The sequence below is a fragment of the Mycobacterium sp. BK086 genome (assembly GCA_004362315.1).
GTDB lineage: Bacteria > Actinomycetota > Actinomycetes > Mycobacteriales > Mycobacteriaceae > Mycobacterium.
In genome coordinates this window covers 177,285-203,337 of sequence record SNWL01000010.1, presented here as the reverse complement: position 1 = coordinate 203,337, position 26,053 = coordinate 177,285, and the positions used below count along the sequence as shown (strand labels likewise).

Sequence of the window (26,053 nt, the reverse complement as noted above, 5' to 3'; positions counted from 1 at the left end):
CTTCGAATGAATCGCGCAAGAATCGCCGCCACGCTTTGAGGAGACTTGGGCCGGCCATCAGAACCAACCACTCTGACCTGGGGTGATGATGGGGAACTGCCAGAGCTTGCCGCGACAAACGCCCGGGTCGGTGCATTTCGTCGCGTTCGCATCTAGAAAGTCAAGCGACGACAGCCGAGTGTGCACTCGTGCCGTCCGCCGAACTGCTTTCCCGGAGACTTTCAACCGCGCTGGCCGCGGAGGCTTCCCGGTTATCAGCGCGGTGATTACGCTGCGCGACGACGCCGACGAACTGAAGCCAGATCGGGCATCGGGGGCGCTGGAGCACCACCGAGCTCTACCTCCTGTCGCTCCGCGAATTGGTCGAGCAGGCGTTGGTAGATCGGCAACAGCTCCTCGGTGTAGTCGCCAGGCAGGACCTCTCCGCCCCACACCCCGTGGGTGGCGCGGCTGACCACCGCGTTATATCCGCACCGGCCCAGAAACGGGCAGTCCAAGCACTGGTAAGCAGCACGCTCTCGGTCACGAAACGGCGAGAACCACAGTTCGCGCTGCAGTGGATCGTCTGTACGGCAGGGGGTTTCAACGTCCGTCTCAAACAATCGCCGGCGGTCCGGGGCCAGCATCCGCTGCAGGTCACTGACACCGAGGCGAGCACCCTGATTTGTCGTAGTCACGTGGTTCCCTTCATCTGGAGCACGAGGTCGCGTCTCGCACCAAACCGGTAATTACCGTTCTATAACCGGTAATTACCGGTAGACTAGCAGTGTTCCACCGTCATGTCTCGCGCTAGTCTTGCGGGCGGAAACGGGTACTGCAGACGGGCTTTGATGTCGGAATCTTGAGAACCCATGGCGGAGGGCCGGAGCCGCATCGCTCCGTGCGTTGCCTTTTGGTGTCTACATGCGCCCTAAATTGCCGGTTTTGTGGGGTCGAGTGCGGTTGATTACCGGTTCGTCAGGCAGAATGAGAACACTATGTCGTGGGAGCAGCTGGCACTGGAGGTGCGTAAGCGCCGAAAAGAGCTCGGGCTTACGCAACCTGACGTCGTGGAGCGCGGCGGCCCCTCGGTGGAAACCCTTCGCATGGTGGAGAACAACCGCGCCGGCCGGCTCCGCCCACGCAGCCGCCGAAATCTGGAGCAGGTGCTGCAGTGGGAGTCCGGCAGCATCGACGCCATCCTGGCTGGCGGTGTACCGACCGTTGAGCAGGCAAAGCCAAGCGAGCCACCGGAATCCGACCGATTTTGGGCCGCCCGTCAGGTTGTGTCGCTGAAGGCTACTTTCGCCCGAATCCGGGAGGGTATGGCGGGTGATGCCCAGAAGGCACTGCTGGCCGAGATCACCCGGTCAGCGAAGGAGGCCGAGGAGGCGATCGTCACGGTCCTTCCGTGGCTGGATGACGCCGAGCGCGGGGTGGCGATTCAGCTGCTGGTCGACTTGCGCGCACCCATCGCTTGAGGTGAGCGCCTGAGCCGTCGGATGCAGGGCCAATTAGCGTGGCGCCGGGCTCGGCGGGGTGTTGGTGAGCGCGGGACCGGGGGCATACCAGCCGGGCAGGTACTCGACGTATCCCCACGGAGGCAGCTGACCTGCCGGCGGGTGGAGGATGTCGCGCACGTCGATAGGTTGTTGGGGCGCCCATGACGGCACCGGCTGGTAGCCGCTGGTGGGATCGGGGGCCCATACGTTCGGTGCCAGTTGTTGGTAGCCGTGCGGCCCGAGGGCGCCCGCACCCGGGTGGGTGATGTCAGCGATGTCGAGGGGATGTTTGGCCTCCGGCGGCGCTGAGGCGCTGGGGAAGTTGGGGTCGGGGTAGTAGAGCCCCGGCCCGATCGGGATGGTGCCGTACGGGGCGACCTGTCCGGGTGGCACAGGGATGATGCGGTCGAGGTCGATCCAGTACCGGGGATCCTGGCCGTGTGGTTTCTGGTCGGCGGGGGCCAGCGGCATGTCGTAGCTAGTGGCTTGGATACCGTCGGGATGTGTTGGCGCGGTCAGTGGATCGCCGACCAGAGCGGGTTCTGCGGCAGAGACTTGGTAGGCGCTGAATCCGGCGAGAGCGTCGGCATGGAGTTGGGTCCGTTGGGACCGCAGCGCGGCGATGACGCCGCTGTAGCGGCCGAGGCCGCCCGGGCTGTTGTTGGCGCGGATTGCAGCCTCGAGTCGAGATTTGTTGTCGTCGAACTGTTCTGGGCGTGGTATCGCAGCGACTGCCGTGCGGTAGTGCTGCAGGTGGGTGTCGATCGCAGTGGCGGCGGCGCGGGCGTGCGCGGCGTGGGTGGTGTACCAGGTGGCAAGTTCGGCGATGCGGTCGGCGGCTACCTGTCCTGAGTCCGAGGGCCATACCGCGTTGAGTTGCCATGCGACGCCGTTTGTTGCGGCTACCGTGTCGTCGAGGGTGGTCGCGTGGCTGGTGAGCCAGTCGGCTGCGGCGATCATGCCGGAGGTGTCGCCGTTGTGGACGAGCGTGGCGATGGCATGACCGTCACCCGGGACGGTTTCCACGACCGGGGGCTGCACCGCAGGAGGGATTGCGCTAGGGAGATCGACGGTGGTCGGTGCGGGAAGTGGCTCGACCGAGCCGCTCCCGCCGAGCACGGTTTGCCCTGCCGTGTCGAGGTCGAGATACGTTGCGGCGCTGTCGTTCAGCATGGCGGCGCGGGCGGCGCTGATTGCGGCGGCAAAGGCACTGAGGGCACCGATGGCATTGATGCGGGCAGCGACGGTGCTCGCGATGGCGATGGATACGGGGTCGTGCGCCACCGGTATGACCGCAGGTGCTGTCAGCTGGTTGTCCGACGGCGCCGACCGTAGTTGTTGGGCGGCTTCGATCACCTCGTCTGGGCTGATATTGAGATAGACCACGAGTTCCTCGCCTGTAGCCGGATGAGGGTTGCGTCGTTGGACGCCAGGTTGATGTGAGCCTAAGCGCGCGTTCGGACGCAGGACTGCGGCAATTTCTGGGAGTGGACGATTTGGCCGTAGCTGAGTGTCAGTGGGGGCCGAGATACTTGCGTCATGCCCGCGTCATCGAAGGCCTGGACTGTCGGCCCGGGTCGCAACACCCTTCCCGCCGTAACGGGCGGGCGCTTACCTGACCCATTGCGTTGTGGCAGCGCCAACCCGCTCGCGTCGGGACCCGACGACCTGTGGCGACAGTGGTGGAATTATGCCTGTGCCAGCGCCCAGCGGTACGCCCGCGGTGTTGAGCCGCCGGAGATCGAGCTGTGGGGTCCGGTTCTCGACGACAAGGAGGCCGTTGTGTTGTCGGCTGACATGGTGTGTTCGCGGCTGTTCGGGGGTGACGGGCGGTACGACACAACAACGTGGATTGCGCTGGGCCGGCCTGCGCTGCTCGTAGGAAGCGTTGTGGCCAGCGCGGCGGTCAACCATCACCGCAAGGTGGCTGCTCGCCGTGACGCCGTTCCGCGGTGGCGGGACGCGCGCACCACCCGCGTCGTCGCCACATCGTTTCGGGTGCTGTGCAGTACGCCCGTGGGATGGGACAGCTTCTCGTACGACTTGGTCAGCGACTTTCATCCCGACCTCGAGCGGTGGTCGTTGACGATGGGCTTCGGCACGGACCAGCTACCGCTGCGTTTGGTCGGACCGCCGGCCCCCGCACTTTGTCTGTGGACGGCCACCGCGGTGCTCGGCGATCGCTGGGTCGACGATCCGCGGCTGGCGGCCCTCCTAAATTGACACTGTGGCAAACGCTTTGGCCGAGGTGGGAACGACAATGCCGGATGGTGCAGGTGGGTCGTCTTGACGCGCTGGCTGGCGCCGACCGACGGGACGCGGTTTGCGGGGTTTCGGGCGATTTTGGCGGTGCAACGGGTGGGCCAGCGCGGTTAGGATCGCAGAATGGCGCCAGCTGAGTTTGCGATGGAGCCCGAGTCGACGAGCGCCGGGCTGACCAGTGCCGGGCAGCTCCGTGCCCAGGTGTTGGCCAGCGGCCTTCCGGTGCTGCCGGTCGGCAACTACGTCAGCGGTTACAGCGCCCTGGTCGAAGCGGTGCTCGCCGGTTACACCGCGGATCTGTCGGAGAGGGTGGCTACGGGGATGACCCAGGCCGCGACGAGCGTAGCGACGATGCAAAACACCGAACAGACCGGTCAAACGATTCTGTCTTCCTGAGGAGGAAGCCGTGACGACGACGTCTCCCTGGGGCCCACAGGACGGTCCGCCGCAGCCGCCGCCATCGTCGTCCATGCCGCACCACCCAGGTGCGCCCGTTGGCGGTGGCCCGGTGTCGCCCGGTGGTCCGCCGGTCCAACCCAGTGCCTTCGGACCTCCACCTGGCCGACCCAGCGGAAAGCCGTGGGGATTGTTGGCTGCGTTCACCGGAATCGTGATCGTGGCGGTGGCAGCGACGGCTGCCACCACGTATGCCATTGCAGGCGATCGCGGTTCGGCTCAGTCGCCAGTCGCGTCGACGTCGTCTCCCTCACCACAGTCAAGTGCCCCAGTCGCGAGCGGCGAGGGTGTGGCCGCGAAATCCCAACTCTGTCAAGCCTTTGACGCCGCTACACGGGGCGCTGACTCGCAGGGGCCCATCGCAACTGATGGCGCACTCAACTTCCCCGTCGTGCTTCGGACGATTAATAGCGCCGCTTTGGTTCAGAACTCAATCACATCCCAAGTTCCCGATGATGTTGCAAATACCGCGCGATCATTCATTGCTGGCCAATTGAACCTCGTCGCGGGCGCAACAGGTCACGCTTCGACCGAAGAGCTGGTTCGGCTCAATGATGCATCGAACGCTGCCACTGACCGCTTCGCAGATGCGTGCGGTTTGCCACGCTAATGGTCAACATCTCTGCCACATCCAGCGATGCGGCTCCGGGCACCTTTCAAGGCGCAGGTCGTCCTGATCCTTCGCGATCAATCGTGGCTCAGCAGATGCTTGACATGTTCGGTGCTGCTGATCCCGTCGCCCCGGATCTGCCATCCTCGAGCGTAGACGTGCCTAGGCCGCAGCGCCTGTTCACTGAGACTCTGATCGGTGGCGTGTGGCCCACGGAGTCCGAATCCGCGTTGCGCGACGTAGGCAATCGATTGACGCGGCTCGGACACGAGCATAGTGCCGCTGCCACAAATGCTTTAGCGAAAACAGATGAGGTGTTCGACGCGTACTGGACGGATGGATCTGGCGCAGAGGCGGCCCAAGAGCACTACCGCGCCGAATACGTCTTGCACAGCCGCCTATCCGAAGCCCTCCAAACAAGTGGTGCCGGATTTGCGAGATTGGGCGACAGCGTCGGGCGGATCAAGACGAAGATGCGGGACGCGCACGACAGTGCCCACCGGGAGATCGAAGAGAAGCTCCGATCGAACAAGGGCGAGCCGGTTATCTTCAGCGACGTCCTTCCTCGATACCGCACCTTGATCCAGCAATATTCAACAGAGCTAACTGGTTTCGTCGGTGACGAGATCAAGAGTTTCGTGAATACAGTCCCGTTGCCGCAGAGCCCTGTAACCGGAAAAGGAGATGGCGACGGCGGTGGTCGAAGTAAGCCAGGTCCCAGCGGTGACCAACCCGCTGGCGGTGACCCGGAAACCCAAGCCACTCAACCAGGAGGCCGCGATAAGCCGACCCCCGGCGAGACACCGGGCGTTCCTGCCGAGTTCGGAACGCCCGGGCTCGATGCTCCAATAGGCGGTCGGCATATTCCGGCCAGAGTCCCCAGCGGCGAAAGCAAGCCTTCGCTCCCTTCCTTGCCGTCGCTGCCCTCGGCTGGCGGGGGGAGCGGTTCGCCGTTGAGCAGCGCAGGTGGTGGCCTCGGTTCGCTGTCGGGGCTTGTTGGCAATCCGGGATCGTCTATGGCAAGCAGTCTTTCGCAATCGGCGTCAGCGTCCAACCCTGGCGCTTTTCCGCAGCAGGCCTCGAAAGCGCTGTCATCGGCTTTCGGCGAAAATTTCGGGAAGGGACTGGCCGCGGGCGCCCAAGCCGCGAGTGGATTCCCTTCCGTACCACCCCAGGCGCCGCCGGGGCCGCTGGCAGCGCCACCTGGACCCGGTTCGACACCGGTGTCAGCGGCACCGGCCGCAGCTGCCGGACCGCTGGCGGCGTCGGCCTCGTCAGGATCGTCTGGTGGCACGTCTACGGCTGCGGGAGGGAGTGCTCCGGCGAGTCCGATGACGTCGTATGGCTCGGTCATGCCGCCTGCACCAGCGGCGGCTGCCGGCGGTGGGTCGGCGGCACCGTCGCTTCCTCCGCCGTCGACATCCCCGGCATCGGGTCTTGGGGGCGCGGGGGCAGCTGCCGCGGGTTTCGTTCCTGCAGTGGCCGATCCGACTCCCAAGCGAGTGAGCCGCGACGTGTCGATGTCGGACTTGGAGTCGGCGCGCGCCGCACTGGCCGACCTCGCGGCGGCGTCGAGTGTCGGATATCCGGTGCTGCACTGGGCCGTGGCGGTGGCGCGGGGAGCATCGGGGTTGCCCGAGATGTGGGTGGCCACCAACGAAGGCGCCTCCTACATTCCCCAGGATGTCTTCATCCCGCGCGCCATGGTGCTGGCAGCCGGCCACGATCCCGCGTTCGACGCGCGCTGGTTCGGCTGGACCAATCCGGCCGAGACGGTGCTGCGCGCCATTCAAGCCCGCGGTGATGTCGTTTCGGCGATCGCCACCACCTGGCCGCAGGACTCCGACGTCGTCACCGACGCCACCCCGGACGTGGCTGTCGGCGTCGCACCGAGCGGCAATCCGCTCGAGGCACAAGCATCGAACTTGACGCGTAACCGATCGCACCGGCTGGAGACCGTCGAGCCGGCGCTATTCCACGATCTGGAGCGCGGGGAGGCCGCTGCGGTGAGTGCGTATCTGCGCCAGGTCATCCAGCAGGTGAGCTTTGATGGCGGTCCGGAGCTGTCGGGGATCGCGCAATCCATTGCCCGCAGCTTGATTTCGCAGCGCTGGCCGTCAGCAGACGAGTGGGCGGGGCTGCGGAACGAATATGACGGGCAGCGTTTGATGGCCAGTTCGCAGCGGCCGGGCTTGATCGGTATCGAGGAGCCGGGCCAGTTGCTGGCCTACCAGGTCGAGTACGTCCACTGCCGTCGGCTGGAAACACTGATGTGTTGTGAGGGCGGCTCCACCGCCGACATCGTCTACGCGGCAGCCACTGCCGGCGTCCTGCTCGCCTTCAACACTGTCCCCGTCTAACAGTCGATGGAACTGCCAGCGAGGGTGAGCTTTTCGGCGTGAAAGTCGTTATCCTGCTTTCATGGACGCGGCGCAGCAATACCTGTCCGAAATGGATCGCATCCTGACGGCCGCGTGCACCCTCTTCCCGGACACCGCCTCCCCGACCGTGACGGTCCTGCCGACGGTGTCACCGGTCACCCAGCAGGGGCAGGGTGGTCTCGTCGATTCAGCGAACGAGCGCGCCGCAAGCTACATCGTGTACGCGCAGCGGGCCGCCGCCGCAGTGGAGTCCGGCGATCTGGCCGCAGCTGACGCGGCTACTACCGCCAGCAACGCTCGCATCACCGCCCAGGGGATCCGCGACCGCGCTCGGTCGGAAGCGCAAGCCCGCGACGTCGGGTCAACCGCCCCGGAATCGCTGCAGGCACTAGTCTCGCGTATGGACGACGCGTTGGCGCGGATGCAGACGCATATCACGACTGTTCAGGATGACCTGTCGGGCAAAGTTGAGCGGATACGTTCTGCTGCTATGGATTTGGGCGCCAACCTTCCTGATCACCGGTAACCGCCGGCTGGCGTCACCGCCGATGTGATCATGGTCGCTGACAGAGTGGCTCGCGATGCGCGTAAGTGTTGCTGATTCACTGAGAGCGATGGTGGCGGACGTCCTACGTAGGAGCGGTGGCTTCTCGGTCAACGGAGTCCAGTTCGGCGGCTTTGAAAATGGCGTTCCGACCGACACCCGAGGGCGGCTACGTCGGCGTGGCTAATTCACCGAGGTTCACGCTGGGCTCAGCGTCGAGGCAGCGGCTACGCGACTTCTCGCGATTATTGGCGTAGTGGTGGCTGACGCGCAGCCGGTATCGTTGCGCTCAGGAGCCAGCAAACACGCTGGTCGATGTAGGAAGCAAGCCGGAGAGAGTCATGGTGGGGGACAGGTTGCAGGACGATCCTGCAGCAGATGTCAGCCGGCAGCCGGACCCTGTCACGACTGATGGCGACGTAACCGACCTGGCGCTGGGTCTCGCTCGAGGCGGAGACTGAGACGTCGTGGTGCTCTCAGTCGCGGACATTGATCGGTGGAGCGCCGATTCGGTGCGAGAGGTCTTCTACGCTGCCCAGCAGCGGGCTGCCGCCGCCCGCGACGCCGCCGAGGGGCTCGCGGGGCTCGGAGCATTCGCCACCTGGGACGGTACGGCCGCCGAGGCCGCTCGGCAGGCAGTTGGGCGGACCCGCGTCGATCTCGATGCTCACGGCAGCGAGGCCGCGGCGGTGGCCCGGGCGGCGGGCAAGGCGGCTGACGACATTGAGGCGATCAAGCGTCGGCTTGCCGATCTGCGGGCCGAAGCCGCGCGTCTGGGCATGCAGATCGACGCCGCTACCAGCACCGTCGTCGCCGGCCCCGGCATCAAGAATCCGATGGAGCTGCTATTGAAGACCGAGCAGTTGCAGCCGAAATTGACCGCCATCCTCGCTGATGCCAACACGGTGGATACCGAACTGGCCACCGCGATCGAGATGGCCGACGGGAAGCGGCCGATACCCGCCGGCGCGGGGACGGGACGTCCCGCCGCGCCTCCCGGACAAGGTGCACCGCCCGCTCAATCAGGCAAACCGCCCACCCTGCAGGACATGCTCACCGGAAACGATGCTTCCACCGATCCGACCGCGGATGAGCACACCCCGGGCAGTCTGCCGTGGATGCTGGATCAGATGCACAAGCCGGTGCCGGGCCAAGCCCCGCACCCCATCTCTCAGCAGGAGATCGACCAGTTCAAAGGCGTTGCCCGCCAGGTGATGTTGCGCGACGGCGTGCCAGCTGACCAGATCGAGCAGCGGCTCGACGCCATGATGGCCGCGGCGCGTCGGCCGCTTCCGGCGTACACGCCGCCCACGCCGGAGCCGATGCCGCCCCCCGGCTTCGGGGAGGGCTTCGCCGATCGTTGGTTCGATACCGAGCAGGGCGTCAAAAACCTTCTGGGACAGGGCGGCCCGGGGGCTCCCGGAGTGCTGGAGTCGTGGGAAGGCTTACTCAAGAGCACGAACGATCAGGTCACCAATCCGTTCGGAACCGTTGCGGGCGAAGTCAAAGAAGCACTGGACTCCCCTAGCGCCGCTTACTACCTGGGTGGGAAGTCCGCTGACGCCGCGATTGCGGCGCCGGGCATGGTGTTTGGCGGTGAAGGCGCCCTCGTTTCGCGGGGATTGGGCGAGATCGGGCCGGGCGTCTTGGAAAAGGGTCCGGTGGTGTCCCCGCACGCACCCATCGGCTTGGACACACCAGGCTCCTACACGTCGTGGGCCGACCAAGCTGCTGCTGATCTCCGGCATGCGTTCGAGCACGGTGGCCCGGTGCGGGGTTTGGCGGAGCAAGTGGCTGATCTATCGACCCACTATGTGGGCGAGAATCCGGATCGCGTCGTTCTGGGCAGGTTCGTCAATCAAGACGAAGGCTACATCGGTGACGCACGCGGTCTCAGCGGAATCTATTTCGACACTGGCGATCCCACGTGGGACGCCATCACCCAGGGTCTGAGCAAGTCGGACGCCAACGCTCTCGCATGGCGGGTCAACGAGCAGTTCCTGCGGAACCAGATGGAAAGTCAGGTCGGACGCATCGACTACCTTCTGGATCACGCGGAGTATTCGTCGCTGGAAGAGATGGCTCAGGCTCGCAGGGGGACGTTCTCCGCGATGGAGATCGACTACCTCAACAACAACGCCGCCGCCTATGGATATCGCCGCGTCGGCGATTCCTGGGTGTATGAAGGAGGATAAACATGCCGGACAGTTTTTCTGGTGACGTACAAACGATCATCGGCTCCCTCCTGTCGGAGCGCGGCTTCACAGTTGACGAGATCGACGAACGCCCACTCGTGGGCGGGCGGCCCCCACACGTTGTCTACTACCGGTCCAACGATTGCAAGATCCAGATCTACGAGTCTCGGCGTGACGGCGAAACCAACTGCATGATCGCACCGGTCGACGCTCCAAACGAATTCGGTCCTAACTCGACGAAATGGCACTATCTGGACAGGTTCGCCCAACCGCGAGAACCTGCAACTCCCGAGACGCTCAGAGCAGCTATAGCGGAGTACCGCTCGTACGCGAATCCAGTCGAGTGGGTCAGGGATCACATCGTCAAGTACTACGACGACGCGCATCGGGGGATTCTCGCGAAATACAACGAAGGGTATTCGTTGTGAGCGCCGCCGGCATGCCAGAAATCTCGTCAAGCGCCGCCCGCCTGGCAAAGCCAATGCGGATGTCTGCGCCGACAACTTATAGCGTCAGTTGCAGGCATTCGGCGACGACCGCTGACAATTAATCACCCAATCCTGAGCTGCGAAAACGACGGCCCTGCCTCTGCACTGTAAGGACGCCTTATCGCCGTAGCTGTACGCCGACCGGGTCCTTAGGTTAAGTGCATGAGTGGCTCGACCGCGTCGTATGTCCGAGAGGTCGATCGGGCGCTCGGCTCGTCGCAGGCCCTGTTCTCGCCTACCGGGGTCCGGGCAGCCGGGGGCACCAACGGGCTGTCGCCGCCCGCTGCGCCACTCGCGGGCGGAACACTCTCATCGGGTGTGTCTGTTGTCGGTGACTCGTATCGTGTTCTGTCGCAGGGCTTCGATGATCTCAACGACGAGACCGACGCGACCAGCGAACGGGGAGCGCGCGACGTCTCCGACGGCCACACGACGGCAGCCGCGGTGCGGGGTGCGGCCCGCTCGCAGGCCGCAGCGATCGCCCAGGCGACGCGGTCCCCGGCCGGCGTGCAGGCCCTGGTGTCGGCGATGGACGGCAAGCTGGCCGCGATGCAGCGCCAGATCGGCACCACCCAGGCCCAGAATCGGTTGTTGGCGTTGCGATTACGGCAGGTCGCCGCGGCGTTCCGGATGGCCGGCATGTCTAGTGGTGGCGCACCGTTGAGCTTCGGCGGGGCTGGTGCTGGCGGTGGTGGCCTGCCCGCCCTGGGCGGAATGCCTGCTCTGGGAGCACTGACAAGTGTTGGGCGGCAGGGTTTGCCGCATCGTTCTGCTGCGGGGGAGAACCGCGCGGCGCTCACGCAGATGTTCGGTCATGACGGCCGCGGCAGCGACGCCGCCGAACAGGCAGTCGCCTACGCCAAGACCAAACTGGGTCTGCCCTACATCTGGGGTGCCAGCGGCCCACGCGCCTACGACTGTTCTGGGCTGGTGCAGGACTCCTACCAGCACGCCGGCATCGCTTTGCCGCGCACCACCTACGACCTCATCCACACCGGGACGCCGGTCAGTCGTGGCGACGTCCGCGCGGGCGACCTGGTGCTGTCGAACTTCTCGGCACCCGGGGTGCCCGAGCATGTGCAGCTGGCGGTGTCCCCGACGATGGTGATCGAGGCACCGACCCCCGGTGGCCACGTCCAGTATTCGAGCATTCCGTCCGGGACGGTGGTGGTACGTCGCGTCGCCGGCTGATCCGCTCGAGAGGCGCGCAGCCGCCGTGGGAGATATAGCGCGACGGAAACCCCGACTCGGTCCGGCGGGTGTGGCGGCGATTCGCAGTGTGACCGAATGTGCGCTGCGGAATCCGTCGCGGCCGTAAGTCCTGTTACGTCCTAGCAACGCCTGTTGGGTTGCCTGTGATTCGGCAGAGTATTTGCTGTGATGGCTGTGACTGCTGTGGTATCGCGGTGCCAGCGTTTGCCTCCGAGGGCAGAAATTCGCCACAATGATCAGTAGCCTGAACAGAATTGGTGTAGTTGGGGGTTCTTGACTCGCGATAGGTTGAATGCAGTGACCCGAATGTCGTGTTTGCGTACGACACCAATTTACGGTTGCGCAGATAACAGTTAATTGCGCATCCGTTAATCGTCCCGGGTCCCTGGTGCGGATTGGGAGAAGGAGCAGCGGACCTTGGCAGAGCAGGGGGCGGGCAGCATCGACGGCGAGCGGCGGCGCCGCTTCGGCCGGGGCCTGGGCCTGGCCACCCGCACCCAGGTCACCGCGCACGCATTCATGGCCCGCCGCGCCGAGCTGGGCTTGACGCGGCGCCGGGTGCGGATGGAATCCGAGCCGGGGCGCCGCCAGACGATGGCGATCCTGGCCTCGATCACCCTGACCGTGGTGATCTGCCTGGGGGCGTTGTTCTGGTCGTTTCTGCGCCCGGCCGGATCTGTGGGCGACTCGGTGATCATCGCCGACCAAACCTCCGGTGCCCTCTACGTCAAGGTGGGCACCACGTTGTATCCGGCGCTGAACCTGGCCTCGGCACGGCTGATCGCCGGCCAGCCCGCCAACCCAGTGCGGGTGCGCCGCAGCGAGATTGACGCGATGCCGCGCGGTGCCATCGTCGGCATCCCGGGTGCCCCGTCGGAGCTGACCGCCACCGCGCCGGCGAGTTCGTCATGGCTGGTGTGCGACGCGGTCACCAAGGCCTTCGGCGCCGGGGCACCGGAACCGGTCACCACCACCGTCATCGACGGTCAGCCCGCGCTGACCGACCGCCGGCGCACCCTGGCCGCCAGCGATGCGATCCTGTTGCGCTACGCCGATGAGGTGTGGCTGATCCGCGACGGTCGCCGCTCGAAGGTCGACCCCACCCAGCGGCCGGTGCTGCTGGCTCTCGGGGTGTCCGACGAGGCGCTGGCGGCCGCCCGGCCGATCAGCCGCGGGCTGTTCGACGCCATCCCGGTCGGCCCGGCGCTGACGGTACCGGCCATCCCGAATGCCGGTGCGCCCGCTGGGTTTCCGAACCCACCGGGTCCGGTGGGCACGGTGATCTCCACCCCGCAGGTCGGTGGGCAGACCACCTATTCGGTGGTGCTGTCCGCCGGGGTGCAGCAGGTCTCGCCGATCGTGGCGCAGATCCTGGCCAACGCCAGCGGCACCGGGGCACCGATCCCGGTGGTGGCCGGCTCGGCGCTGGCGGCCATGCCCGCGGTGAACGCACTGGACCTGTCGGTGTATCCGGACGCGCCGCTGCAGCTGGTCGACACCCAGGCCAATCCGGCGACCTGTTTTTGGTGGCAGCGCAGCGACGGCGAGGCCAAGGCGGTCACCGCGATCGTGTCCGGGCCGACCATCCCGGTCCCCGCCGACAAGGCCGGCGCCGCGGTGCAGATGGTCAGGGCCGACAAGGCCAGCGTGCAGGCCGACCAGGTGTACTTCGCCCCGGGCTACGCCAATTACGTTGTGCTGACCGGCAACAGCCCCACCGCGGCCACCCAGGAAAGCCTGTGGTGGGTCTCGGAGTCCGGGGTGCGGTTCGGGGTGGCTCGCGATCAGGACACCCTGCGGGCGTTGGGCTTCGCCAGCGCGCCCAAGCCGGCGCCGTGGGCGGTGCTGCGGCTGCTGGCCGGTGGCCCGATGCTGTCGAAGGCCGATGCGCTGGTCCGTCACGACATCTTGCCGGTGGATGTCAATGTCGGAACGTTGGAGCAGCCGAAATGAAACTGGGATTCGCCCGCAGCGCCCCGGGCTCGGTCAAACCGCCGGCGGAGATCCGCCCGGAAGCCATCGCCCTGCCGACACCGCTGAAAGTGCCGCCGCCGGAAGGCAAACCGTGGTGGATCGTGGTGGTCGGGATCGGCATCGTCGGCATCGTCATCGGCATGGTGGTGGTGTCGTTCGCCTCCGGGGCGCGCACCTTCAACGGGGCCTATTCGATCTTCCCGATCATGATCGTGTTCGGCGTGGTGTCGATGCTGTTCGGTGGCCGCTTCGGCGGCGGAGGCGGCCAGCAGATGTCGCGCGGCAAGCTCGACGCGCTGCGAGCCCGCTTCCTGCTGGTCCTCGACGAGCTGCGCGAGCGGGTCGGCTCAGCCGCCGACGCCCTGGACAGCAACTACCGCTGGTATCACCCGCCGGTGCACACCCTGGAAGCCGCCCTGGGGGGCCCGCGGATGTGGGAACGCAGCCCGACCGGGCGGGACTCGTGGTTCGGGGTGGCCCGGGTCGGGGTGGGGATGACCGCGCTGACCGAGGCCGAGGCGGTGTCGTTCTCCGAGCCGCAGGACATGCCCACCGATATCGAGCTGGAGCCGGCCACCGGCAAGGCGCTCCAGGAGTTCGTCCGCTACCAGAGTGTCGCCTACCGCACGCCGGCACTGATCTCGCTGCTGGTCGAACCCGGCTACCGCCTCGACGGGGACCGGGAGGCGGCGCTGCGGTTGCTGCGGGCGCTGGTGTGCCAGCTGGTGTTCTCCCACGGACCCGATCACCTCAAGGTGATGGTGGTGACCGACGATGCGGCGCAATGGGATTGGGTGAAGTGGCTGCCGCACGCCGGGGATGAGCGCGTCGAGGACGCCGCCGGGCCGCTGCGGATGGTGTACTCCTCGGTGGCGGAGTTCTCCGAGGCGCAGTTCACCGAGGTGATCCGCGGGCGGGATGCGTTCCGGCCCCGGCACGCCGCGGTGCGCGAGACGATCGCCCCGTTGCCGCACACCGTGGTCATCAGCGATGTCGACGACACCGGCTGGTATTCGGTGATTGGGCAGGCCGGGGTGGAGGGCGTGACGTTCTTCGACCTGCGCGGGTCGGTGCCGGCCTGCGCCGGGCCGGCCCGGCAGCTGCGGATCGGCGCCGGCGCGGTGGTCGAGGCGGTGCCCCGCGACGGGCACACCTGGGCGGCCTACGAGGAGGACGGGCTGGCGTTCTTCGCCCTGGCCGATCAGCTGTCCCGCGAGGACGCCGAGCGGTTCGCGATGCAGATGGCCCGCTTCCGGCTGGCCGAGGCCTACGATCTCGGCGACCTCGGGGACGGTATCGACCACTCCCGGCCGCGGGACATCCTGTCGTTTTACGGCATCGCGGACCCGGCCCGGATCGACTTCGCGGCGCTGTGGGGTCCGCGGGCGGACATCAATTCCCCGGAGCGGCTGCGGTTTCCGTTCGGCAACCGCACCGATACCGGTGAGCTGGTGATGCTGGATCTCAAGGACATGAACAACGGCGGCGACGGACCGCACGGGGTGATGAGCGGCACCACCGGCTCGGGCAAGACCACCGCGCTGCGTACCGTGATCGAGGCGATCATGCTGGGCCATCCGCCGCAGAACGTGCAGATGGTGCTGGCCGATTGCAAGGGCGGGGCGGGGGTCAAACCGTTCGAGGGCACCCCGCATGTGGCGCACGTGATCACCGATCTGGAGTCCGATCAGGGTGGGCTGATGGACCGGTTCATCGACGCGATGTGGGGCGAGATCGCCCGGCGCAAGGAGATCTGCAACGCCGCCGGCGCCGATGACGCCGAGGACTACAACGCGATCGCCGCCCGCGAGGCCCGCGCCGGGCGTTACCTGCCGCCGCTGCCGGCGCTGATCGTGGTGATCGACGAGTTCAAGGAGCTGTTCCGGATCAAGGCCAACGCCCACGAGGTGCTCGATCAGATTGGCCGCCAGGGCCGTTCGTACTGGGTGCATCTGCTGATGGCCTCCCAGGACATCGATACCCGTGCCGAGAAGCTGCTGGAGAACGTCGGCTACCGGCTGGTGTTGCGGGCCAATACCGCCGCCTCAGCGGCCGCGGCGGGGGTGCCGGCCGCGGTGAACCTGCCCCGCGAGGTCGGCCTGGGCTATATGCGGTTGGGGACCGCCGAGAAGCTGACGAAGTTCAAGACCGAGTCGTTGTGGCGGGACTACCGCAAGCCGGGGGTGGCCGCCGAGGAAGAGGTCAGTGTCTCCGCGCTGGGGCTGGAATACCTGGAGCCGCAACTGTTCACCACCGCGCTGGCGCCGCTGCCGCTGCGGGCCCAGGATGCCGTCCCGGCCGGGCCGGTCGCCGAGATCGCGGGCGCCGAGGACGACGAGGACGGGGTGCTGGACCGGCCCAAGGTCGGCAAGGTGATCATCGATCAGCTGCGCCGCATCGACTTTCAGCCCTACCGGCTGTGGCGCCCGCCGCTGGACGCCCCCCGCCCGGTCGACGACGTGGTGGAGATGTATCTGGGCCGGCCGTGGGACGCCCAGTACGCCGCCCACCCCAATCTTGTTCTGCCGGTGGGCATTATCGATCGGCCGTACAAGCACGATCAGCAGCCGCTGCTGGTCGACGCCGCCGGGGAGGGCTCCAACCTGCTGGTGATCGGCGGCACGAAATCGGGCAAGACCACCACGTTGCAGTCGCTGATCTGTGCGGCGGCAATGACCCACACCCCCGAGCAGGTGCAGTTCTATTGCCTGGCGCTGTCCTCGCCGGCGTTGGGCACGGTGGCCGGGCTGCCGCACGTCGGCGGGGTGGCCTACGCCCTGGACGAGGACGGCATCCGGCGCACGGTGGCCGAGTTGTTGGAGCTGTTGCAGAACCGGCAGCGCAGCTTCCCGGCGTGCGGGGTGACCTCGGTGGAGGAGTTCCGGCTGCGCAAGTTCGCCGGCAAGCCCGGTGCGGTGCCCGACGACCCGTTCGGCGACGTGTTCCTGGTGGTCGACAATTACAAGGCGCTGACCGATCCGGTGTCGACGATCCGCTCCAAGGATCAGATCGCCGAGCAGATCAACAAACTCATCGCCGACGGGCGCAGCTTCGGCATCCATGTGATCGCCTCGGTGCTCAAGGAGAACAACCTGCCGCCCGGGGTGCGTACCGCCTTCGCCCAGCGCATCGAACTGAAGCTGGCCGCCCCGGAGGACGCCCGCGACGTCAAACCGTCGATGGCGGCCAAGGTGCCGACCAATCGGCCGGGCCGCGGCATGGTGCCGCAGAACTATCCCCGGGAGGGCGCCGACCCGGTGGGCCTGCACACGATGACAGCGCGCCCGGCGCTGCGCGACACCGACGGCACCACCTTCGACTCGGCCAGTGTGGTCGACGCGGTCGCCCGGGTCGCCGCCGGCTACCGGCCCGCCCCGGCGGTGCGCCGATTGCCCGAACGGGTCGAGCTCGGGGCGGTGCGCGACAGCGCCCGGCACCTCGGTCAGCACGGAATCGTCTGGGCGCTGGATGAATTCACCACGCCGGTGGGTCTGTCGGGCACCGAGTCGCCGTATCTGCTCATCACCGGCGCCGACGACTGTGGGCGCACCATGGCGTGCGCGGCGATCATGGCCGAGATCGCCCGGGTGTATGCCCCGGGCTCGTCGCGGGCCACCGCCGCCGCCGGGGACGACCGCCCGCCGGCGCAGGTGTGGCTGGTCGATCCGTCGCGGGAGTTGCTGCGGGTGCTCGGCGACGACTACCTGGAGCGCTTCGCGTACGCCCCCGACGGGGTGCGGCAGCTGATGGCCGAGCTGGTTCCGATCCTCGCCGAGCGCGCCCCGAAGGCGGGCCTGTCGGTGGAGGAGAGCCTGGCGCACCGCTGGGAGGGCCCGGAAATCTTCCTGATCGTCGATGACGCCGACCGGCTGCCGCCGGGGATGGACTCGCCGCTGGAGGCGCGGGTGCCCGGGGCGAGCACCGCGGCGATGGTCAGCGCCGCCGCCGACGTCGGTCTGCGCATCATCTACACCCGCCGTTTCGGCGGCTGGGCCGGCGCCTACCGGGCCGATCCGCTGGTGTCGTCGATGCTGCAGGCAAACGCCCCGCTACTAGTGATGGACTCCGATGGCGACGCCGGATTCGTCCGCGGGCGATTCAAGGGCCACCCGATGCCCCCGGGCCGCGGTTATCTGCTCACCAGCGCCGAATCCGGCCGATATGTGCAGGTCGCTGCCGTGCCGGCCGGTGGCGGAGGGGGTCGGCCGGGGAGCTGAAATTGGTGTCAGGTGCGGGCTGAAAGCCTGCTTAGGATCGAAGAAACCACGAGTTTGGGAGGCACGAATGTTCGTCTCGACAGAGCCGGCAGCAATGACGACCGCAGCCAGTGGGCTGATGGGGATCGGCACCACGATGACCGCCACCAACGCCGGAGTGGCGGCCCCGACGACCGGGGTGATTCCGCCCGGCATGGAGGAGACCTCGGCGATGCTGGCGGCGGCGTTCGCCACCCACGGCGCGGTGTATCAGGCCGTTTCCGCGATGGCGACGGCGTTTCACCAGATGATGGTCGCCAACCTGGCCGTCAACGCCGGCACCTACGAGGCGGTCGACGCCGCGGGCGCGATCGCCGCCCTCTAAACGGGTCACCGCCATGACGTTTCCTGCGATCGGCGCCCTCGACTACGGTGTCCTGCCCCCGGAGATCAACTCCGGGCGGATCTGGGCGGGTCCGGGGTCGGCGTCGCTGCAGGCCTCGGCGGTGGCCTGGCAGACGCTGGCCGCCCAGCTCGGATCGTCGACGGCGGCGTTCCAGTCGGTGCTCGAGGCGCTGACCGGGGCCGCGTGGCTGGGCCCGTCGTCGATCTCGATGGCGGCGTCAGCCGCGCCGTACGTGGTGTGGATGATGGCGACGGCCGCCCAGTGTGAGCAGGCCGCGGCGGCGGCGGCGCAGGCGGCGATGGTGTTCGAGGCCGCGCACGCCGGGGTGGTGCCCCCGCCGCTGATCGAGGCGAACCGCAACCTGCTGGTCACGCTGGTCAACACCAACTTCATGGGGTTCAACACCGGGGCGATCGCGGCCACCGAGGGCGAGTACGACCACATGTGGGGTCAGGACGCCACGGTGATGTACGGCTACTCCGCCGACGCAGCGGGCCTGACCGGCACGCTGGTGCCGTTCGTGCCGCCGGCGCCGATGACCGACCCGAGCGGACTGGCTACCCAGGCGGCGTCGGTGGCCCAAGCCAGCGGGCAGGCCGCCGGGCAGGCTGGTCAGCACGCCGCCGAGGCGACCCAGGGCGCGGCGATGCCGGCCGGGATGGACGCCCAGTCGATGGTGTCGATGGCGCCGCAGCTGATGGGGATGTTCCCGCAGATGCTGCAGAGCCTGGCGCAGCCGGCGATGCAAGGGTTTTCCGCACCGTTGCAGAGCATGGGTCAATTCCAGTCGCTGCTGAGCCCGTTCATGTCGATGGTCTCCAACCCGGGCATGCTCGGCGGCCTGAACGCCGCCGGGGCAACCGGTCCGGCAGCGGCGCTCAGCGGGGGCCTCGGGGCGGGCCTGTCGGGGCTGGGCGGCGGTGGCGGCGGGCTCGGGGCGATCTCGGCCGGGCTGGGCGGCGCGGGCCGCCTCGGTGGGCTGTCGGTGCCGGCGACGTGGGCGGCCAGCGCCCAGCAGTCCGGCACGAGCACCGCGGTGCTGACCACCGCGACCGCACCGGCGACGGCGGCTCCGGCGGCCGCGTCCGGCGGGGGAGCGACCGGGATGGCGCCGATGGGAGCGATGGGCGGCCGCGAGTCGGGCGACTCGGCGTCCGGACCGCGCTACGGCACCCCGATCCGGGTGTTGCCGAGGCCACGATGATGCCGACGAAGGGGGCCGGAATTTCCACGCCGATAAGCCGATGACCGTGGCAGTAGCGCGCGCCGGTGCCGATACTGCTTAACGCAAGCAGCAAACAGCAATAAACCGTTAGAACAAGTGAGGAGCAACTCCGATGAGTTTGATGACCGATCCCGACGAAATGCGCACCTACGCACAGCGCTTCCACGGCCACGCCGACGCGATCGACCAGGAGTCGAAGGTGGCCTGGGCCTCGGCGCAGGACATCTCCGGCGCGGGCTGGAAGGGCCTGGCCCAGAACGCCTCGTTCGACACGATGGGCGAACTGATGAAGGCGTTCCGCAACATCCACGACCAGATGCAGTTCGTGTCGACGAACCTGTCGACCAGCGCGGACCACTACCACGACCAGGAAGTCGCCGGGCAGAACGTCCTCGGCGGCGGCGCCCCGCACATCAGTTCGCTGTAAGCCACCCCAACTACCCAAGGAGAAGAACAGATGCCTCAGATCGAATGGCAGTACGGCGACGTCGATCAGCACGCCGCCACCCTGCGCGCCCAGGCCGGCGCGATGGAAGGCCTGTACAACCAGATCCGCAGCGACGTCGATGCGTGCGCGGACTTCTGGGGTGGCGTGGGCAGCAGTGGCTACGCCAACTTCGTCACCGAGCTGAACCGCAACTTCTCGGTGGTGTTCGAGGCGCTCAACGATCACGGCGCCAAGATCACCAACGCGCGCGGGCAGGTCGAGGACGCCGACAACGTGGTCGGCAAGAGCTGGATGATCTAGCCCCACACGGGCGGATCACGCGGTGGTGGCGGCGTCTTGCGGCTGCGCGGGTGCCGCCACCGGCCGCGCGAGTGAAGGACAGATGCGATGACTTCGGTGGATTCGACGCTCGGTGACGTCACGGTCAACCTGGACGGCTTGTGGTTACTGCAGGCGCTGCAGGGCATCCCGGCGCTGCCCGCGGAACTGCGGGCCCGGCCCTACGGCGCGGCACGCGGCGACGACTGGCTGGCTGCGCACCCCGGTCTGGACGCGCTGCGCGACGCCGGCCTGGTCGACGGCGATGGGCAGGTGGTGGCGCCGCTGGCGCGCCGGCTGGCGGTGCTGGCCGCCCCCGACGTTGAGATGGCGATGCTGATTTCGCGCGGCCCGATGACCTGGGGGATACCGGATCTGGCTGATCCGAGCACCTGGCGGGCGGTGCCCGAGGACCAGCTGCGGGTGGTGCTGGCCCGCCGCGACGGGCGCTGGGTGTCGGCGGCCCGCTCGGGTGGCGATATCACGATCGACGACGTGGCCGCCGGCCCCGGGGTGGGCGGCGCGGACTGGCTGGCCGTCGTGCTGCTGAGCCTGCTCGACAGCGCGCACGCGGCGGCGCCGTCGCGGCTGACACCGCTGAACCTGCCGCTGGATCAGGTGCTGTCGGTGGCGGCGGCGCGCGCCGGGGGCGACGGGGACGATCCCGGCCGCGACGGCGGGCTGCGGGACCTGGGACTGCGCGGGGCGGCGCTGGCTGAACTCGCCGAGCTGATGGACCACCCGGTAGCCGAGGCGGTGGCCTACGCCCGCGCCCATGTCGATGCCGCGGTGCACACCTCGGTGTGCACGCTGGATGTGCGCAGCACCGAGGCCGGGCGGGTGGCGCTGTACCGGCTGGCGGCGGTGCGCGGCTCGGATCAGGAGTGGATGACGATCGCGCCGGCCACGGTGGGGCAGGTCGAGCAGGGCCTCAAAGCGGTGCTGTCGAGTCTGGACATCCGCTCCTGGGACGACCACCGCCGTTTCTGATTCAGCAAATGTGAGATGCCTGCTCGAAATTTGTGTCAGCTACCAATTTCAGGGTGATGAGAATTCCTCTGACGCCCGTGGTGAGAAAGTGAGGTGTTCCATGGATCCGCAGTTCGCGAGCCGCTACCTCGAGCCGCAACAAACCGGCCGGGAACCCGCCGCCAGCCAGCCCGACGCCGAGCCGGTGAGCGAACCGGCCGGCCCGCAGACCCCGGACATCAGCGAACCCGGTGCCGGCTTCCCCGGCGCCGAGGAGCGCACCACCTCGGTGCTGCCGCCGGTGCATGACCCGGACACCGGGGCGGTCGACGCCGAGGCCGGCACCACCCCGGTGCCGCCGTGGACGGCCGCACCGCGGCACGCCACCGCGGCCCCCGGCGTCGCGGCGTCGGTGCTGCCGCCGCGCCCGGCAGGCGGCGAGCTCTTCCGCGGGGGCGTGCGCCCGCTGCTGCCGGCCGGTGACCCGACGACCCCGCCACCGCGGGAGCCGGCAGCCCCCTCGGCCTGGTCGGCGGCCAACGGGCAGCACCACGGGGCCGGGGAGTATCCGCGCGCCGGCACCGGCGACCCGCACCCCGGTGCGGCCGGCGGCTACCGCACGGGTGGGCCGGCGACCGCTCCGCCGCATCCGGACCTCGGGAACGCGATGGTGTGGCCGACAGCCACCGCCGGCGGTCCCGCGGCGGCCTCGAGCTGGCAGGCCCAGGCCGCCACCGGGCATCTGCGGGTCGACGAGCTGGTCAAGACCCGCAAGGTGCCGCCGGAGATGGGGTGGCGCAAGGCGGTGTATGTGGGCTCCGGGCACCTGATCAACCTGGGGGCCGGGCCGGCCGAGCGGGCGCTGCGCGACCAGATCGCCCTGATCGGCTCCAACATTCCCGGCAATTACCAGATCGGTGTCATCTCGGCCAAGGGCGGTGTGGGCAAGTCCCGGGTGACCGCCGGGATCGGCACCGTGTACGGCCTGTACCGCACCGAGCCGGTCATCGCCCTGGACGCCAACCCCACCTACGGCAACCTCGGCCGGTTGATCGACCCGTCGGCGACGGCGTCGACGCGGGAGTTCCTCGCCGACAACGCGCTGATCAGCTACCCGAAGGCACGCAGTTACACCGGTAAGAACGCCCAAGGCCTGGAGGTGCTGGCCGGCAACCAGAACGTCGCCAACCCGCTGCCGCTGACCGAGGACATGTTCGCCGACACCCTGGCCCGCACCCGGCGCTTCTATCAACTGTCGATCATCGACTCCGGCCCGCAGATCGAGCACCGGGTGATGAAGGGGTTCCTCGACCGCGTCGATGCGCTGGTGATCGTCGGCACGATGAACTTCGACGGCGCCGCCGCCGCCGAGACGACCCTGGACTGGCTGGACGCCCGCAACCAGCATGATCTGCTGCGTCGCTCGGTGGTGGTGCTCAACGACGTGTACCGCAGCGCCGACAAGGAGTTCGTCACCTCGGTGCGCAACTCGCTGGGACCGCGGGTCGGGGCGGTCACCACGATCCCGTGGGATGCCCACCTGCGGGATTCGGCGGTGCTGGACTTCGAGGCGCTGCGCCGGCGAACCCAGTTGGCCTACATCGCGCTGGCGGCGTGGCTGGCCCAGGGCTTTGCCACCACAGGCGGCGGTGTGCGGTGACCGCGCTGTCCCAGCGCGCCGAACCGGTGGCCGCCGCCGACGACACCCGGGCGGCGCATCGGGTGCTGGTCGGGGTGATCGCCGCTGACGTGCTGATCGGGGTGCGGGTGGATGCCGTCGCCCCGGTCGGCATGCAGATCAACGCGCTGGTCGATCTGGTCAACGCCCGCCTCGGGGAGGTGGCGGCGCCGCGGATGACCCCGGCGGCCGACCTGACCCGCCGCGGCCGGTGGGCGCTGTGCTGGGTGGACGGCTCGGCGCTGCGCACCAACCGGTCGCTGGCCGATCAGGGGGTGGTCGACGGCACCCGGTTGTGGCTGCGGTTCCTCGACGACACCGAATCCCGGGTCCCGGTCATCGAACACGTCACCAGCGCGATCCCGGCCGAGCTGAGCAAGCATTGGCAGCCGGTCAGGCCACGGTGGGCCGCCCAGGTCGGGGTGACGATGGTCGCGGCGGCCGTCGCCGCCACACTGGGGCTGCTGATCGCGTGGCGGCACGCGCACCCGGGCTGGATCCCGGCGTCGGTCGCCGCCACGGCGGCAGTGCTGGTGCTGGGTGCGGCGGCGGTGGCCGGGCTGCGCGCCGGGCCGATCCGCCGCCTCATCACCGACGTGCTGACCCTGACCGGTGCGGGGGCGGCGGCGGTGGCCGCCGGGTTGGCGGTGCCCGGCCCGCTGGGCGCCCCGCAGACCGCGCTGGGTGCGGCGGTGCTGCTCGCCGCCGCCGTGCTGATCGTCCGGTTCACCGGCCGCCACGCCGCGCTGGGCACGGCGGTGATCGTGCTGGCGGGCACCGTGCTGGTCACCGGCGCGCTACGGATGCTGCTGATGACCTCGGCGGTGACGCTGCTGACCTGCGTGCTGCTGGCGGTGGTGGTCGGGCTGAAGGCCACCCCCTCGCTGGCGCGCCAAGCCGCCCGCATCCGGTTGCCGGTGTTCCCGTCGGCGTCGGGCCGCTGGATCTTCGAGACCCGCCCGGATCTGCCGAGCGCGGTGGTCGTCGCCGGCGGCGAGCACCCGCAGCTGGAGGGCCCGGAGTCGGTGCGGGACGTGGCGGTGGCCACCGACCGGGCGCACGCGACCATCACCGGGCTGCTGTCGGGTTTCGGTGTGCTGCTGGTGATCTGCGGGGTGTGGCTGTGCGATCCGCGGATGGATCGGCGCTGGCTGCCGCTGGTGCTGACCGGGGTGCTGGCCGGTGCGGTGTTGCTGCACGCCCGGTCCTACACCGACCGGCGGCAGTCGACGATCCTGGCCGCGGCAGCGGTGGCGACCGCGGTGGCGGTGCCGCTGCGGTACGCGGTGGGCCTCGACACGCTGCCGGCGCTGCTGGTGGCGTGTGCGGTGATGCTGCTGGTGCCGGGCGCCGGGCTGGTCGCCGCGGTGGTGGTGCCCAACACCATCTACAACCCGCTGCTGCGTCAGTTGGTGGAGTGGGCCGAATACGTGCTGCTGCTGGCGGTGTTCCCGCTGGGGTTCTGGCTGATGGACGTCTTCGCCGCGATCAGGTACCGATGATGGCCGCTCACCACGGATTACGGGCGGCGGCGGTGTCAGCGGCGGCCGCACTGGTCGCAGTGTCGGGACTGTGCGGGGCGCCGCGCGCCGCGGCGATCGACCCGCCCAGCATCGACCCGACCGCGGTGCCCCCGGACGGCCCGCCCGGCCCGGCGCAACCGATGCGCCAGGGCGCCTACTGCACGCGGGTGGCGACGCTGCCGGGCACCGACTACCGGGCGCAGCCCAAGTACGCCGACATGCTGAACCTGGCCGAGGCGTGGAAGTTCGGCCGCGGCGCCGGTGTCAGCGTCGCGGTGATCGACACCGGCGTCAGCCCGCATCCGCGGCTGCCGAACCTGATCGGCGGCGGCGACTATGTGATGGACGGCGGGGACGGTCTCGACGACTGCGATGCACACGGCACCTGGGTGGCCTCGCTGATCGCCGCTGAACCCGCCGACGGGAAAACCGCACTGCCGCCGCCGCGTTCGACCCGCCATCCCGATACCGTGCCGACCAGCGAGGCCCCGCCGCCCCCGCCGCCGCCGCCGAACCCGACGACGGTGATCGTGCAGGTGCCGGCCCCGCCGCCCCCGCCCCCACCGCCGCCGGACGACGCTCCGGCCGCCTGGTCGGGCGGCGGCCCGCACGGGCCGACGGTGACCGCGGTCGGCCATCACGAGGTGCTGCCGGCCGCGCCGGGCGACATCCCCGCGCCGCCGCCCGGCCCGCCGCCGGTTCCGGCGCCGGTGATCCCGCCGGCCGACGGGTTCGCCGGGGTGGCCCCGGACGTCACGCTGATTTCGATCCGGCAGACCTCGCGGGCGTTCTCGCCGAAAGACGCGTTCGGCGACCAGGATCCGGTGACCCGCCGCAAGGCCGGCGACATCGCGACGATGGCCCGGGCGATCGTGCACGCGGTGAACATGGGCGCCAAGATCATCAACATCTCCGAGGTGTCCTGCATGAGCGCACTGAACATGGTCGACCAGCGGGTGCTGGGCGCGGCGATCCACTACGCCGCCGTCGACAAGGACGCGGTGATCGTCGCCGCCGCCGGCAACAGCGGCGACGCCGGGGCCAGCGACTGCAAGCAGAACCCGATCTATAACCCGTTGACCCCCAACGATCCCCGGGACTGGGCGGGGGTGAACACGGTGGTGACCCCGGCGTGGTTCTCCGACTACGTGCTGACGGTGGGGGCGGTCGATTCGGTGGGAGCGCCGTTGACCGATCTGTCGCTGGCCGGGCCGTGGGTGTCGATCGCGGCGCCCGGCACCGACGTGGTGAGCCTGTCGCCGCGCGACGACGGCCTGATCAACGCCTCCGAAGGCCACGACAATCAGATGGTGGCCCCGGCGGGCACGTCCTTCTCGGCGGCGATCGTGTCCGGGGTGGCGGCGCTGGTGCGGGCGAAGTATCCGCAGCTGACCGCCCATCAGGTCATCACTCGGTTGATCGCCACCGCCCACCCACCGGCGCGTGGAGTGGACAACCAGGTCGGCCACGGCGTGGTCGACCCGGTCGCCGCCCTGACCTATGACGTGCCCGCTGGGGAACCGCTTCCCCCGCAGCACCTCTCGACGCCGTTGGTGTTGCCTCCGCCGCCGGTGGGCCGGGACATGACCCCGGTGTGGGTGGCGCTGGGTGGGGTCGGCGCGGTCGCGTTGTTGTGCGGGCTGACCGTCGGGTTGGCGGCGCTGGTGCGCGGAAGGAGTTCATAGGC

General features: G+C 68.6%; 20 protein-coding genes. 18 read left to right on the top strand and 2 right to left on the bottom strand.

Annotated elements, in window-relative coordinates; genetic code table 11:
- Positions 1 to 266 precede the first annotated feature (266 nt).
- Positions 267 to 626, bottom strand: a complete 360-nt coding sequence (locus EV580_RS32765) for a WhiB family transcriptional regulator (protein WP_133697180.1) — start codon at positions 624 to 626, stop codon at positions 267 to 269.
- Positions 627 to 977: 351 nt separating this feature from the next.
- Here EV580_RS32765 and EV580_RS32760 point away from each other — a divergent pair, with 351 nt between their 5' ends.
- Positions 978 to 1,460, top strand: coding sequence for a helix-turn-helix domain-containing protein (locus tag EV580_RS32760; RefSeq protein ID WP_133697022.1), 483 nt, complete (start codon positions 978 to 980; stop codon positions 1,458 to 1,460).
- A 33-nt stretch (positions 1,461 to 1,493) separates the two neighbouring features.
- Here the strand turns inward: EV580_RS32760 and EV580_RS32755 are convergent, their stop codons facing one another.
- Positions 1,494 to 2,867 (bottom strand): PPE domain-containing protein, encoded by a 1,374-nt coding sequence (locus tag EV580_RS32755; RefSeq protein WP_133697020.1) that lies wholly within the window; start codon positions 2,865 to 2,867, stop codon positions 1,494 to 1,496.
- A 153-nt stretch (positions 2,868 to 3,020) separates the two neighbouring features.
- Between EV580_RS32755 and EV580_RS32750 the strand changes: the two genes are divergently transcribed.
- The 17 genes from EV580_RS32750 (at position 3,021) to mycP (ending at position 26,051) form a co-directional block, all read left to right on the top strand.
- Positions 3,021 to 3,704: a hypothetical protein gene (locus EV580_RS32750; protein WP_133697019.1), complete on the top strand. Its 684-nt coding sequence runs from the start codon at positions 3,021 to 3,023 to the stop codon at positions 3,702 to 3,704.
- Between the two features lie 162 nt (positions 3,705 to 3,866).
- Positions 3,867 to 4,139, top strand: coding sequence for a hypothetical protein (locus tag EV580_RS32745; RefSeq protein ID WP_133697017.1), 273 nt, complete (start codon positions 3,867 to 3,869; stop codon positions 4,137 to 4,139).
- Between the two features lie 2,148 nt (positions 4,140 to 6,287).
- Entirely contained in the window at positions 6,288 to 7,169 is an 882-nt protein-coding gene (locus EV580_RS32740; RefSeq protein ID WP_286171975.1) for an EspK C-terminal domain-containing protein, read from the top strand.
- 61 nt (positions 7,170 to 7,230) lie between these two features.
- Positions 7,231 to 7,716, top strand: a complete 486-nt coding sequence (locus tag EV580_RS32735) for a hypothetical protein (RefSeq protein WP_133697015.1) — start codon at positions 7,231 to 7,233, stop codon at positions 7,714 to 7,716.
- 485 nt (positions 7,717 to 8,201) lie between these two features.
- Complete coding sequence (locus EV580_RS32730; protein WP_133697014.1) at positions 8,202 to 9,929, top strand: Rv0964c family protein; 1,728 nt, start codon at positions 8,202 to 8,204, stop codon at positions 9,927 to 9,929.
- A gap of 2 nt (positions 9,930 to 9,931) precedes the next feature.
- On the top strand, positions 9,932 to 10,357 hold the full coding sequence (locus EV580_RS32725) for a hypothetical protein (protein ID WP_133697012.1): 426 nt from the start codon (positions 9,932 to 9,934) through the stop codon (positions 10,355 to 10,357).
- Positions 10,358 to 10,579: 222 nt separating this feature from the next.
- Positions 10,580 to 11,608: a C40 family peptidase gene (locus tag EV580_RS32720; RefSeq protein WP_133697011.1), complete on the top strand. Its 1,029-nt coding sequence runs from the start codon at positions 10,580 to 10,582 to the stop codon at positions 11,606 to 11,608.
- 438 nt (positions 11,609 to 12,046) lie between these two features.
- A complete protein-coding gene (eccB, locus tag EV580_RS32715; protein WP_286171974.1) occupies positions 12,047 to 13,582 on the top strand; it encodes a type VII secretion protein EccB in 1,536 nt (511 codons plus the stop codon).
- Positions 13,579 to 17,820, top strand: a complete 4,242-nt coding sequence (eccCa, locus tag EV580_RS32710; protein ID WP_133697009.1) for a type VII secretion protein EccCa — start codon at positions 13,579 to 13,581, stop codon at positions 17,818 to 17,820. The genes eccB and eccCa overlap by 4 nt, the downstream gene beginning before the upstream one ends.
- 67 nt (positions 17,821 to 17,887) lie before the next feature.
- Positions 17,888 to 18,184 (top strand): PE family protein, encoded by a 297-nt coding sequence (locus EV580_RS32705; protein WP_133697007.1) that lies wholly within the window; start codon positions 17,888 to 17,890, stop codon positions 18,182 to 18,184.
- A 13-nt stretch (positions 18,185 to 18,197) separates the two neighbouring features.
- Complete coding sequence (locus EV580_RS32700) at positions 18,198 to 19,409, top strand: PPE family protein (protein WP_133697005.1); 1,212 nt, start codon at positions 18,198 to 18,200, stop codon at positions 19,407 to 19,409.
- 133 nt (positions 19,410 to 19,542) lie between these two features.
- Positions 19,543 to 19,857 (top strand): WXG100 family type VII secretion target, encoded by a 315-nt coding sequence (locus EV580_RS32695; RefSeq protein ID WP_108055164.1) that lies wholly within the window; start codon positions 19,543 to 19,545, stop codon positions 19,855 to 19,857.
- Between the two features lie 30 nt (positions 19,858 to 19,887).
- A complete protein-coding gene (locus tag EV580_RS32690; RefSeq protein WP_133697004.1) occupies positions 19,888 to 20,178 on the top strand; it encodes a WXG100 family type VII secretion target in 291 nt (96 codons plus the stop codon).
- Positions 20,179 to 20,265: 87 nt separating this feature from the next.
- Positions 20,266 to 21,186, top strand: a complete 921-nt coding sequence (locus EV580_RS32685; RefSeq protein ID WP_133697002.1) for an ESX secretion-associated protein EspG — start codon at positions 20,266 to 20,268, stop codon at positions 21,184 to 21,186.
- A 100-nt stretch (positions 21,187 to 21,286) separates the two neighbouring features.
- Positions 21,287 to 22,825: a hypothetical protein gene (locus tag EV580_RS32680; RefSeq protein WP_133697000.1), complete on the top strand. Its 1,539-nt coding sequence runs from the start codon at positions 21,287 to 21,289 to the stop codon at positions 22,823 to 22,825.
- Complete coding sequence (eccD, locus tag EV580_RS32675; RefSeq protein WP_286171973.1) at positions 22,822 to 24,345, top strand: type VII secretion integral membrane protein EccD; 1,524 nt, start codon at positions 22,822 to 22,824, stop codon at positions 24,343 to 24,345. The genes EV580_RS32680 and eccD overlap by 4 nt, the downstream gene beginning before the upstream one ends.
- Positions 24,345 to 26,051, top strand: a complete 1,707-nt coding sequence (gene mycP / locus EV580_RS32670; RefSeq protein ID WP_286171972.1) for a type VII secretion-associated serine protease mycosin — start codon at positions 24,345 to 24,347, stop codon at positions 26,049 to 26,051. Before eccD ends, mycP begins: the two co-directional genes overlap by 1 nt.
- Positions 26,052 to 26,053 lie beyond the last annotated feature (2 nt).